The 11,625-nt window shown below is 71.9% G+C and carries 11 protein-coding genes; 9 read left to right on the forward strand and 2 right to left on the reverse strand.

Annotation, left to right across the window (positions count from 1 at the left end; translation table 11 throughout):
* Positions 1-92: 92 nt before the first annotated feature.
* On the reverse strand, positions 93-1,700 hold the full coding sequence (locus ACIHAR_RS31040; RefSeq protein ID WP_365461678.1) for an acyl-CoA carboxylase subunit beta: 1,608 nt from the start codon (positions 1,698-1,700) through the stop codon (positions 93-95).
* A 263-nt stretch (positions 1,701-1,963) separates the two neighbouring features.
* Here ACIHAR_RS31040 and ACIHAR_RS31045 point away from each other — a divergent pair, with 263 nt between their 5' ends.
* The 4 genes from ACIHAR_RS31045 to ACIHAR_RS31060 all read left to right on the forward strand — a co-directional run bounded on the left by ACIHAR_RS31045 (position 1,964) and on the right by ACIHAR_RS31060 (position 5,002).
* Entirely contained in the window at positions 1,964-2,977 is a 1,014-nt protein-coding gene (locus tag ACIHAR_RS31045) for an AfsA-related hotdog domain-containing protein (protein ID WP_400022758.1), read from the forward strand.
* Complete coding sequence (locus tag ACIHAR_RS31050; RefSeq protein ID WP_400022759.1) at positions 2,974-3,639, forward strand: HAD family hydrolase; 666 nt, start codon at positions 2,974-2,976, stop codon at positions 3,637-3,639. Before ACIHAR_RS31045 ends, ACIHAR_RS31050 begins: the two co-directional genes overlap by 4 nt.
* A gap of 12 nt (positions 3,640-3,651) precedes the next feature.
* Positions 3,652-4,356, forward strand: coding sequence for a 3-oxoacyl-ACP reductase FabG (gene fabG / locus ACIHAR_RS31055; RefSeq protein ID WP_400022760.1), 705 nt, complete (start codon positions 3,652-3,654; stop codon positions 4,354-4,356).
* A gap of 196 nt (positions 4,357-4,552) precedes the next feature.
* Positions 4,553-5,002 carry an ester cyclase gene (locus ACIHAR_RS31060; protein ID WP_365461686.1) on the forward strand — a complete coding sequence of 150 codons (450 nt, stop codon included), beginning with the start codon at positions 4,553-4,555 and terminating at the stop codon, positions 5,000-5,002.
* 73 nt (positions 5,003-5,075) lie between these two features.
* On the opposite strand, the gene ACIHAR_RS31065 is transcribed toward ACIHAR_RS31060, so the two are convergent.
* Positions 5,076-5,663, reverse strand: a complete 588-nt coding sequence (locus tag ACIHAR_RS31065) for a TetR family transcriptional regulator (RefSeq protein ID WP_365461688.1) — start codon at positions 5,661-5,663, stop codon at positions 5,076-5,078.
* 173 nt (positions 5,664-5,836) lie between these two features.
* Here ACIHAR_RS31065 and ACIHAR_RS31070 point away from each other — a divergent pair, with 173 nt between their 5' ends.
* The 5 genes from ACIHAR_RS31070 to ACIHAR_RS31090 form a co-directional block, all read left to right on the forward strand.
* Positions 5,837-7,120, forward strand: a complete 1,284-nt coding sequence (locus ACIHAR_RS31070; protein ID WP_400022761.1) for an alpha/beta hydrolase — start codon at positions 5,837-5,839, stop codon at positions 7,118-7,120.
* Between the two features lie 114 nt (positions 7,121-7,234).
* The gene (locus tag ACIHAR_RS31075) at positions 7,235-8,836 is read left to right on the forward strand and encodes an MFS transporter (protein ID WP_365461692.1); all 1,602 of its coding nucleotides are present in this window, start codon (positions 7,235-7,237) and stop codon (positions 8,834-8,836) included.
* 131 nt (positions 8,837-8,967) lie between these two features.
* Positions 8,968-9,798 (forward strand): 4'-phosphopantetheinyl transferase superfamily protein, encoded by an 831-nt coding sequence (locus ACIHAR_RS31080; RefSeq protein WP_400022762.1) that lies wholly within the window; start codon positions 8,968-8,970, stop codon positions 9,796-9,798.
* 99 nt (positions 9,799-9,897) lie between these two features.
* Positions 9,898-10,728, forward strand: a complete 831-nt coding sequence (locus ACIHAR_RS31085) for an AfsR/SARP family transcriptional regulator (RefSeq protein WP_365461696.1) — start codon at positions 9,898-9,900, stop codon at positions 10,726-10,728.
* Positions 10,729-10,798: 70 nt separating this feature from the next.
* Positions 10,799-11,625 (forward strand): biotin carboxylase N-terminal domain-containing protein (locus tag ACIHAR_RS31090; RefSeq protein ID WP_400022763.1); only part of this gene is annotated, 827 nt, incomplete at its 3' end.

Genomic DNA, 11,625 nt, shown 5'->3' on the forward strand with positions numbered 1-11,625 from the left:
GGACCTCCCCGGCTCCTTCGGCTCCGTCGGCTCCTTCGGCTCCGTGGGTTTCTCCGGTTCTCCGATTCCGTCGGCACCTCCGGCCCCGTCGGTCACATCGGCGGGTTGCCGTGTTTGCGGGGCACCAGCTGTTCCTGCTTGGTGCGCAGGACACGCAGCGCCTCGGCGAGGACCGAGCGGGTGGTGCGCGGGTCGATCACGTCGTCGACCAGGCCCCGCTCCGCCGCGTAGTACGGGTGCATCAACGCCTCCCGGTACTCCTCCGTCAGCGCCTGCCGGGTGGCCTCCGGGTCCTCGGCGGCGGCCACGGCCCGCCGGTGGATGACGTTGACCGCGCCCTCGGCCCCCATCACGGCGATCTCGTTGGTGGGCCAGGCGTACGACAGGTCGCAGCCGATGGAGCGCGAGTCCATGACGATGTACGCGCCGCCGTAGGCCTTGCGCAGGATGACCTGGACCCTCGGGACGGTGGCGTTGCAGTAGGCGTAGAGCAGCTTGGCGCCGTGGCGGATGATCCCGCCGTGCTCCTGGGCGGTGCCGGGCAGGAAACCGGGCACGTCGACCAGGGTCACCAGGGGGATGTTGAAGGCGTCGCAGGTCTGGATGAACGCGGCGCCCTTCTGCGAGGCCTCGATGTCCAGGACCCCGGCCAGGTGCCGCGGCTGGTTCGCCACCAGCCCGACCGTCTGCCCGTCGATGCGGGCCAGGGCGCACAGCAGGTTCGGCGCCCACCGCTCGTGGACCTCCAGGAACTCCGAGTCGTCCACCAGCCGCGCGATCACCTCCCGCATGTCGTACGGCTGGTTGGGGTCGGCCGGCACCAGGTGCAGCAGTTCCTCGTCCAGGGTGTTCAGCCGGGCGGGCGGCGCGGCGGCCGGCGGCAGCTCACGGTTGTTGGACGGCAGCAGCGACAGCAGGTAGCGCACGTCCTCCAGGCAGGACTCCTCGTCGTCGTACGCGAAGGCGGCCGCGCCCGAGATCGCGGAGTGCAGGTCGGCGCCGCCGAGCTGCTCCTGGCTCACCTTCTCGCCGGTGACCGCCTCCACCACGTCGGGCCCGGTGATGAACATCTGGGAGATGCCGCGCACCATGAACACGAAGTCGGTCAGCGCCGGCGAGTAGGTCGCTCCGCCGGCGCACGGCCCGAGCATCACGCTGATCTGCGGGATCACACCGGAGGCGCGCACGTTGCGGCGGAAGATCCCGCCGTACCCGGCGAGCGCCGAGACGCCCTCCTGGATACGGGCGCCGGCCCCGTCGTTGAGGCTCACCAGGGGGGCGCCCGCCGCGTCGGCCATGTCCATGATCTTGTGGATCTTCTCGGCGTGGGACTCGCCCAGCGAGCCGCCGAAGATGCGGAAGTCGTGGGCGTAGGCGAAGACCGTGCGCCCGTGCACCCGGCCCCAGCCGGTGACCACGCCGTCGGTGTGCGGGCGGCGGTCCTCGAGGCCGAAGCCGCTGGCCCGGTGCCGGCGCAGGCTCTCGATCTCGGTGAACGTGCCCTCGTCGAACAGCAGCTCCAGCCGTTCGTGGACGGTCAGCTTGCCGCGCGCGTGCTGGGCCCGCGTCGCACTCGCGCCCGGGCCGCCGCGCACCGCCTGCCGGAGGCGCAGCAGCTCGGCGGTGCGTCCCTGCAGATCCGGGCCGGACGGCGGCAGCGGCGCCGGCGGGGCGAGGGGACGGTCATCCAAGGCGGTCATCGAAACGCACTCCCTTGCGGTGGACGGCGGAGCGGACGGAAAACGGCTCCCGAGAAATTTCCCAACAGAATGTGATGCCGCCATGAAAGTTGACTAAAAGGCCTTCCGGGGCGGTCGGGAAATGCCCTCACGGGCGCGCTCCATGCGGGTTTAACAGAACTTCTATGACGGCTCGGAATCATGTGGTTCAGGCCCGCTCCGGGGCCGTAGCGCCCCTTTCGTCAATCCGCCGCATTCGGCACCGGACAAGGAGTTCCCCGCGCATGACGACGTCCATCGACACGGCCGAGCCGGAACCGGCCCCCGTACTGACCTTCGCCCGCACCATCGACCGCGCGCTCGTCCACCGGGCGGCCGTCTCGGAGGTGCTGGTCACCGACCTCGTGCAGACGGGCCCGGAGGACTTCCTGGCGGGCGCGCAACTGCCGGTCGGGCACGCCTACTTCAGCGACCACGTGCGCACGCCGGTGACGTTCGACTTCCTTCTGCTGCTGGAGGCCGCGCGTCAGGCGGGCGTCGCCGCCTCGCACCGCCAGCTCGGCATCTCCCGGGACACCACCTTCCTGGTCAACAACTGGTCGATCCGGATCGGGGACCCGCAGGTCCTCACGCCCGGGGACCGGCCCGGGGAGATGGAGCTGGCGGGTGCCGTGACCCCGGTGACCGCGCGCAACGGCCGTGTGCGTGGCGTGAGTTCCTCGGTCACCCTGCGCATCGCCGGCCGCGAGGCGGCACACACCCGGATCGACGTCGGCACCGCGAAGAGCTCCGACTACGGGAAACTCCGCTTCCTGCAACGGCGTTCCACGCCTCCGCTCACCACCGACCTGCTGGGCGTGCTGCGCAGCCGCCCGGCCGACGCGGCCGACGTGGGCCGCCGCAACCCCGCCAACGTCGTCCTCGGCGAGCCCATCCACCTGGGCGACGCGGTCTCCGCGCAGGTGGAGCCGCTGTTCGAGAACAAGAGCCTGTTCGACCACACCTACGACCACATCCCGGCCATGGTGCTGACCGAGGCCGCACGTCAGCTGGCCCACCTCGCGGGCGTCCCGACCGACGCGACCGTGACCGGCTGCACCGCCGACTTCACCCGGTTCGCCGAGCTGGACTCGCCCCTGGTGGCCACGGCCCGCCTCGAAGCGGCCGGCGCGGCCGCCGACGGCCGGACCGGCTGCGCGGTCGCCTTCGAGCAGGACGGCGCCGAAGCCGGCCGCATCGCACTGGACTTCACCCCGGCGCCGCACGGCGCCCGCGCGGCCGAAGGGACGGCGCGGTGACCCGGCCGGCCGTGCGCGCGGTGTGGACCGACTTCGGCGGAGTGCTCACCCCGCCGATCCCGCGCGACCTGGAGACCTTCTGTCGCCGGACCGGCATCCCCGCGGACGCCTTCCGGACGGCCATGGCCGCGGTGGCGGAGCCGTACGGCGGTGACCTGATGGCGCCGCTGGACACCCCGCTGCTCACCGAGGAGGAATGGGCCGCCCGGATGAACGGCCGGCTGCGCGAGCTCGGCGTGGACGCCGACCTGACCGGCTTCGGCGAGCGCTGGTTCGAGGGACGCGAGACCAACCACGCCTGGCTGGACCACCTGCGCACCCTGCGTGACCAGGGGCTGTTCGTCGGCATGCTGTCCAACATGCCGCCCGCCTGGGACCGGCACTGGCGCCGCATGGTCCCGCCCGAGGGGCTCTTCGACGGGCTCGCCCTGTCCTTCCGGATCGGCGTGCGCAAACCGCAGCGCGGGATCTTCGAGGCGGCCGCCGAGATGGCGGGGGTCGCGCCCGAGGAGTGCGTCCTCGTCGACGACATCGAGGCCAACTGCGTCGGGGCCGAGGCCGCCGGCTGGCAGGCCGTCCACTTCACCGACACCGACACCGCGGCGGCCGCGCTGGCCCGCCGCCTCGCCCGCCCGGCCGGCTCCGGCCCGGCGGCCGCCTGAACAGGAGGGCTCATGTCACGCACCGTTCTGGTCACCGGAGGCAACCGGGGGATCGGCCTGACCATCGCGCGCAGCTTCGCCGAGAACGGCGACAAGGTCGCGATCATCCATCGCAGCGGGGAGGCACCCGACGGGCTGTTCGGCGTGCGCTGCGACGTCCGCGACCCCGAGGCGGCGCAGCGCGCCGTGAAGGAGGTCGAGGCGCAGTACGGGCCGGTGGGCGTGCTGGTCGCCAACGCCGGCATCACCCGTGACGCGCTGGCCCCCACCATGCGCGAGGAGGACTTCGAGGACGTCATCGCGACCAATCTCGTCGGCTCCTTCCGGATGGCCCGCCTCGTGTCCCGCTCCATGATCAGCGCCAAGTGGGGCCGCATCGTCTTCATATCGTCGATCATGGGCTTCCTCGGCTCTCCCGGGCAGTCCAACTACGCCGCGTCCAAGTCCGGCATGCTCGGGCTGACACGGTCGCTCGCCTGGGAACTGGGCTCGCGGAACATCACCGTCAACATGGTCACGCCCGGTCTGATCGAGACCGACATGATCGAGGCCGTCACCGACAAGCGGCGCGCCCAGCTGCTGAGCCAGACCCCGCTGCGCCGCACCGGCACCCCGCAGGAGGTCGCCGACGTCGTCACGTTCCTCGCCGGCGACGGCGCCGCCTACGTCACCGGAGCCGCGGTGCCGGTCGGCGGCGGCATCGGCATGGGGCAGTGAGCGGCGGCTCCGGCCGCGCCCCTCCGCTTCCTTCGGCACTTCCCTTCCTTCACCACCCGCGAAGACCCCCCATTCCCCCACCCCCACATCGCCCCATCCCCCACTCCCCCCACCCCCACATCCCCCTGGAAACACCCCGGAGGCGTGACCGGCGCGCGAAGTGCGCGCGGCGCGCGAGACACGAGAGGAAAACGTCATGACGGACGACGACGTTCTGAAGATCGCCCTGGAGATGGGCAAGATCTTCAACGACGGCGACGAGGAGGTCGCCCGGCGCCTGGTGTCCAAGGACTTCGTCGACTATGAGGCCCCCGAGGGCTCGCCGATCGGCGCGGAGGCCTACATCCGCACGGCCCACTGGATGCGCAGCGTCTGGGAGAACGCCCGCTGGGAGGTCGTCGACGCCTTCGCCAAGGGCGACAAGGCCCTGATCCGCCTGGTCTTCTCGGGCCGCCAGGTCGCCGAGTTCATGGGGGTTCCGGCCACGGGCAAGGAAGTGCGCGTGCAGCACCTGCACGTGTACCGGATCGCCGACGGCCAGGTGGTGCAGCACTGGGCCGTCCGTGACGACCTGGAGCTCTTCCGCCAGCTCGGCGCGTGGGACAAGCCGCTGACGGGGGCGCCGAAGCCCGCGCCCGCTGCCTGATCCGACGTCGTCGCGCGCCTCAAGGGCGGCATCCGCATCGCGGATGCCGCCCTTCGCGTTGTCCGGCGGGACGTCAGGAGCGTGCCGCGCCGAGCCCGTTGAGCAGCGTGTCGACCACGGAGGCCGCCAGCGCGTCCGGGTCGGCGGAGGTCTCCGCCTGCACCTGGATGGCCTGCTCGATGAGGGCGTGATACACCCGCCGGGCCCACTCGAGGTCCGCGTCGGGGCGCAGCAGACCGGCCTGTTGTGCCCGGTCGAGCAGGAGGTGGCCCTTGGCGAAGATGCGCTCGTGCGCGGCGACGGCCTCCGGGTCGCGCAGGTGCGGCTGACCGACGGTGTAGCGCCAGCCGCTCTTGACCTGGATCACGTTGGCGGTGATCTGGTGCAGCGCCACCAGCGGCGGCGCGGTCTCCGGGCGGCCGACGTCGATGGCGTTCTCGACCTGCCGGAAGGCGTGCACCGCCATCGCGTCGAGCAGCGCCTCACGGGAGGCGAACCGGCGATGGACCGTGGTGCGGGCGACGCCGGCCGCGGCGGCGATCTGGGCGAGGCTCGCGGTCGGGTCCTCGCCGAGCACCCTCTCGGCCACTTCCAGGATCGTCCGCACGGTCCGTTCGGCATCGGCGCGCAGCGGCCGATCTCTCGTAGTCGTCTCGGTCACGTCGTGGCCGCCTCTCGGTCGCGGATGTTCATCCCCGTCGCACTCCAGTTTAGGTGACACCAAAGTTGCAGGACAAGGATTACTTGCATCATCGGTGTTGCAACTTCGGCTTTCTCTGGTACGTTCATGTTGCAGTTCATCGGAGATGTGCAACTACCGAGGAGTGGATCGTCATGTCGCAGGAGCAGCAGGACTGGATCGAGGCGTACGAGTACGTGCAGGGCGTCCAGGCCGCCGGCCCGGTTGAGCTGCAGCAGGTCGGCGTACTCAAGGTCGGCCGCCGGGACGCCCGCCGCGTCCTGGTCCTGCTCGGCGGCCGCGAGGGCGGCGCGGGGGTGTTCCGGCACACGGCGCGGGCCCTCGCGTCCGCCGCGGACGACCTGCAGGTGTGGGCCGTGGACCGCCGCGAGCAGAACCTCGCCGACCTCTCCGGCTTCGCCGACACCCCCGAGCAGGCCACCGAGTACTACCTGGGCGGTCACTACCGGGTGCAGGACCCGGCGGCCTCCGCCTTCGCCGCCCAGTGGGGCCTGGAGGTCCTCCTGGAGGACCTGCGCCGCGTGGTCCGTGCGGCCTCCGACGGCGGCCGGCGCGACGTCGTCCTCGGTGGCGTGTCCGTCGGCGGCAGCGAGGCCCTGCTGTACGCCGCGTGGGACTTCGACGGCACCCCCGGCTACCGCGACCTGGCCGGACTGGCCGTCGTCGACGGCGGTGTCCTCAACGCCTACTCGGGCGCCGGCATGCAGTTCGACCTGCCCCTGGAGGCCGCCAAGGGGTGGCTCGCGGCGATCGAGTCCGGCGCCGTCTTCGAGGACTTCACCAGCACCACCACCGGCCTGGGCGACCGGCCGGAGTCGGCGGCCGTCTGGTTCCAGCTCGCCGCCCGGCACGCCCTGGCCGACCCCGACGGCCCCGCGGCGCTCGCCGACCGCGTTCCGGAGGCGTTCCGCACCGACGGCAAGCTGACCAACGCCGGCCTGTTCGGGCGCCTCGTCGACGCCGCGCACGCCCACCCGTCGTACTCCGTGCAGGCGGGCCGGCTGGACGACGGCGGCTCCTGGACCGACGGCGGCCCCACCCGCCTGCGGACCGTCGCCGAGGCCTTCGCCGGCCCCCGCCCCGGCGCCTGGCTCTGGTACACCCTCAACCGCGTGATGCTCGACCTCGTCGCCGCCATCGACTTCAAGGAGACCGAGCTCACCCGCCTGCTCGGCCTGCGCCTGGCCCACGCCGAGGCCATCGACGTCCCGCTCTACACCTTCCAGTCCGGTCTGACCAACGGCACCACCGGACAGGCCGCGGCGGCCGTCACCGCCGCAAGCCGCATCCCCGAGCTGTCGCTCTTCTCCGACCCGACGCTCACCCACCAGGACGTCGTCTACGCCCAGTGGGAGGACAACCGCTTCCTGCAGACCCTCTCGCAGTTCCTGCGCGGCCTGCCCCGCCGCGAGAGCTGACCCGGCCGCCGCCCCGGCCGGAGCCCCTCAGACCGGGGGCGGCAGGGGTCCTTCCCCCGTCCCCCTGCCGCCCCCTTCCGACCACCCGAGATGCCACGATCAAGGAGAGCTTCGATGGCTGCTGCCGCCGCCACCCCCGAGGCGCCGCCCCGCGCGGGCCTCACCATCTTCGCCCTGTGCCTGGCCGTCTTCATCGTCCCCTACGGCCTCAGCAGCGCACCGGTCGCGCTCCCCGCGATGGGCCGCGACCTGGACGCCGGCGTCGTACCGCTGCAGTGGGTCGTCAACGCCTACAACGTCACCGCCGCCAGCTTCATGATGGCCGCCGGGTCGATCGCCGACCGCATCGGCCGCAAGCGGGTGTTCTCCTTCGGCGTCGGGCTCTACGGCGTCTCCGCCCTGATCGGCGCGCTCGCCACGAACGTCCTGCTGCTGGACGCCGCCCGCGCGGTGGCCGGTGTGGCCGCAGCCGCCATGATGACCGCCGGTGTGTCGGTCATGGCGAACATGTTCCACGGCGCCGCCCGGACCAAGGCGTTCGCGTTCGTCGGCGTCACCATCGGCGCCGGTCTCGCCATCGGCCCGACCAGTTCCGGTCTGCTCGTCTCGGGGCTGGGCTGGCGCGCCATCTTCTGGGTGCAGTTCGCCATCGCCGTCGCGTCCATGTTCGGGCTGAAGCTGGTGCAGGAGTCCAAGGACCCCGACGCCCACTCCGTCGACTGGGCCGGCACGGTGACCTTCACCCTCGCCCTGTTCTGCTTCACCCTCGGCGTCATCCAGGGCCCGGTCTGGGGCTGGGGCAGCGCCGGCGTGCTGGGTCTGTTCGCCGCCTGCGTGCTGCTGCTGGCCGGGTTCGTCCTCGTCGAGCGCCGTCAGCGGTTCCCGATGTTCGACCTGTCCCTGTTCGCCGAACCGCGGTTCATGGCGGTCAACCTGCTCGCCACCGCCGTCTCCTTCGGCTTCGTCGGCCTGATGGTGCTGCTCCCCTCGTACCTGGTCGGCGCCAACGGGCTCACCGACAGCGCCGCCGGTCTGACGATGCTGCTGCTGACCGCTCCGGTCCTGGCCTTCCCGCTGGTCTCCGGACGTATGGTCCAGGCGGGCGTCCCGATGCGGCCCATCCTCAGCGGCAGCCTCGTCCTGGTCGCCGCCGGACTGGCCTGGCTGACCGTCGTCCACCCCGGCATCGGCCTGCTCGAGCTCACCGGACCCCTGCTGCTGGTCGGCATCGGCATCGGCCTCATCTACGGCCTCATGGACGGCGCCGCGGTGAGCACCGTCCCGCCCGCCAAGGTCGGCATGGCCAGCGGCATGTTCAACACCATCCGCCTGGCCACCGAGGCCGTCGCGGTCGCGGGCATGGTCGCCGCCCTCATGTCCCTGCTCCAGCAGCGCATCTCCGACGGCCTGGGCCGCTACACCCAGGGCACGGACCTCACCCCCCGCAGCGTCACCGACAGCGTCTCCAGCGGCAACCTCGACGCCGTGGTCGACAAGGCGCCGGCCGCGAGCCGCGACGCCCTCACCGACTTCCTCGGGCAGGGCTACACGCACGGCTTCCAGGTCGTGCTGTGGGGCACCGTCGTCATCTGCCTGGTCGGCGCGGTCGTCCTGCACCTCATCCTCACCGACCGCCCGGCGGCCGACGCTCCGGCCGACACCGCCGAGCCGGCCACACAGAACGCGTCGCGGGAGTCCGCCGACGCGACGGTCTGACCCGGGCCGACCCGACGCTCCCCCGCGGAACCAGCCGCCTCGGCGCGACCGCGGGAGCCGACCCCCCGCCCGGCGGGCGCCCGGTCCCCGAGACCGGCGCCCGCCGGCTGCGACCTGTCACAGGAGCAGCCATGACACCCACCACCCACCACACCGACCTCCGTACGCGGGCCGGCACCGGGCCCGTCGAGCCGGAGGAGTACGCCGTCCCCGGCCGGCCCACCTCCCCCACCGCCGCCGCCCGCGCCACCGCCCCCGCGTCCGGCCTCGGCGACGCCGTGGTGCTCGGCCCGCTCCCGGCCACGGCCCTCGCCTGGTGCCGGCTCGACGAGCCCCGGACGCCGGTGACGCTGCACCCCGAGGAGGAACGGCTGGCCCGCTCCCTGCCCGCCGCCCGGCGGGCCGACTTCCTCGCGGGCCGCGCGGCGGCGGCCCGGGCGTTGCGGGCGCTGGGAATCGGCGGGCCGGTGCTGCGGGACGGCCGACGACCCGTGTTCCCGGCCGGGGTCCGCGGATCCATCAGCCACTGCGTGGGCCACATAGGGGCGTGCTTCGTCAGCGTCCATCCCCGGGTGATCGCCACCGGTGCGGACCTGGAGCGCACCGACCGTCTCGGTCAGGACGCGGCCCGGCTGGTGTGCACCCCGCACGAGCGCGCGTGGGTAGGGCAGGCGCGCCGCCCGGAGAGCCGGCTCTCCGTGGTGTTCTCCGCCAAGGAGGCCGTCTACAAGGCCCTGTCCGCCCTGGACGCACCCGAACCCGTCTTCCACGACATCGAGTTGCGGGTCGCCGGCGGTCGGCTCCACGCACACCTCGCCGGCGGCCTGCTGCCCGCCCGCTGCCGACTCGTGGGCTGGGTGCGGCTGTTGCCCGGCAACCACGTCATGACCACGGTGGCGGTGCTCTCCGACGGGGATCGCCCGGACGACGAGGCCTCGGTCGCACCCTTCGATGTGCTGTGAATCAACCTTAGGATCAGTTCCTTGCGGTTCCCCGCGCCCGGATGGAATTGTTGCATTCCGTTGGTGCCCGTAAACGATGCGAGTCCAGCGGGGGGATCTGTGTTGCGTTTCAATGTTCTCGGGCCTCTGGAAATACGAGTCAACAACGAGAAGATCGCGGCTCCACGCGGCCCGAAGGTCCGTCAGCTGCTGTCCCTCATGGTTCTGCAGCCCGGATCCGTCGTGCCCCATGAGATTCTGGTCGACGAATTGTGGGGGAAGAACCCTCCGAAAACCGCGCTCTCCACCGTGCGCACCCACGTCTACCACCTTCGGAAGATACTCACCCAGGAGATCGCCGGTGCCGCCGCGGTCAACCTGATCGATACCTGGTCCGCCGGCTACGTCCTGCGCGCGGTGCCCGAGCAGATCGACGCCGAGACCTTCCTCCGGCTGGCCCGGCAGGGCGAGTCCCTGCTGCACGCCGGGGACGTCGGCGAGGCGTCCCGGGTGCTGTCCCGGGCCCTGGACCTGTGGAGCGGGGGCGTTCTGACGGACGTGACCTGCGGTCCCGTCCTCACGCAGCACGTCCAGCATCTCCAGGAGATGCACATGCGGGTCCTGCAGCAGCGGATCGAGGCGGACATGCGGCTCGGCCGGCACGGCAGGCTCGCGGCGGAACTCAGGAGCCTCGTCGTCCGCCATCCGCTCAACGAGTGGCTGCACGGCCAGCTCATCACCGCGCTCTATCTGAGCGGCCGCCGGGGAGACGCCCTGCACGCCTATCAGCAACTCCGCGGAATTCTTCAGGAGGAACTCGGCCTCGACCCGTCCCGCGCCATTCAGCAGATGCAGCAGATCATTCTTTCGGGCGGCGACGAGAGCACGTTCCGGAATCCGCTGAACTGGCAGTGGGGGCCGACCGCCGGACAACTGCCCAACGCCTCCTGAGGAGCAGCGAGTACGTATGGCGTTCATCCGTGACGTTCCCGCAGATTCCCGTCGTGACCGAGGAAGGCACATGCGCAAGGTGCTCATCGCCAACCGTGGCGAAATCGCAGTCCGCGTGGCCCGGGCGTGCCGGGATGCCGGTATCGCGAGCGTGGCCGTCTACGCCGAGCCGGACCGGGACGCTCTGCATGTCCGCGCCGCGGATGAGGCGTTCGCCCTGGGCGGTGACACTCCGGCGACCAGCTACCTCGACATCGACAAGGTGCTGGGCGCCGCGCGTGAGTCCGGCGCGGACGCCATCCATCCCGGCTACGGGTTCCTCTCCGAGAACGCCGACTTCGCCCAGGCGGTCCTGGACGCGGGCCTGGTCTGGATCGGCCCGCCCCCGCAGGCCATCCGCGATCTCGGCGACAAGGTCGCCGCCCGCCACATCGCCCAGCGCGCCGGCGCCCCCCTGGTGGCCGGAACCCCCGACCCCGTCTCCGGCGCGGAGGAGGTCGTGGCCTTCGCCAAGGAACACGGCCTGCCCATCGCGATCAAGGCCGCCTTCGGCGGCGGCGGCCGCGGCCTGAAGGTCGCCCGCACCCTGGAGGAAGTCCCGGAGCTGTACGACTCCGCCGTCCGCGAGGCCGTCGCCGCGTTCGGCCGCGGGGAGTGCTTCGTCGAGCGCTACCTCGACAAGCCCCGCCACGTCGAGACCCAGTGCCTGGCCGACACCCACGGCAACGTCGTGGTGGTCTCCACCCGCGACTGCTCCCTGCAGCGCCGCCACCAAAAACTCGTCGAGGAAGCCCCCGCCCCGTTCCTGTCCCCGCAGCAGGTCGCCGAGCTGTACTCCTCCTCCAAGGCCATCCTCAAGGAAGCCGGCTATGTCGGCGCCGGCACCGTGGAGTTCCT

Source organism: Streptomyces sp. NPDC052016 (genome assembly GCF_044548445.1).
Lineage (GTDB): Bacteria > Actinomycetota > Actinomycetes > Streptomycetales > Streptomycetaceae > Streptomyces.

Coding starts and splice junctions, on each gene's coding strand:
- fabG (WP_400022760.1), top strand. CDS start 3,652: ATGTCACGCACCGTTCTGGTCACCGGAGGCAACCGGGGGATCGGCCTG.
- ACIHAR_RS31070 (WP_400022761.1), top strand. CDS start 5,837: ATGTCGCAGGAGCAGCAGGACTGGATCGAGGCGTACGAGTACGTGCAG.
- ACIHAR_RS31040 (WP_365461678.1), bottom strand. CDS start 1,700: ATGACCGCCTTGGATGACCGTCCCCTCGCCCCGCCGGCGCCGCTGCCG.
- ACIHAR_RS31075 (WP_365461692.1), top strand. CDS start 7,235: ATGGCTGCTGCCGCCGCCACCCCCGAGGCGCCGCCCCGCGCGGGCCTC.
- ACIHAR_RS31080 (WP_400022762.1), top strand. CDS start 8,968: ATGACACCCACCACCCACCACACCGACCTCCGTACGCGGGCCGGCACC.
- ACIHAR_RS31045 (WP_400022758.1), top strand. CDS start 1,964: ATGACGACGTCCATCGACACGGCCGAGCCGGAACCGGCCCCCGTACTG.
- ACIHAR_RS31060 (WP_365461686.1), top strand. CDS start 4,553: ATGACGGACGACGACGTTCTGAAGATCGCCCTGGAGATGGGCAAGATC.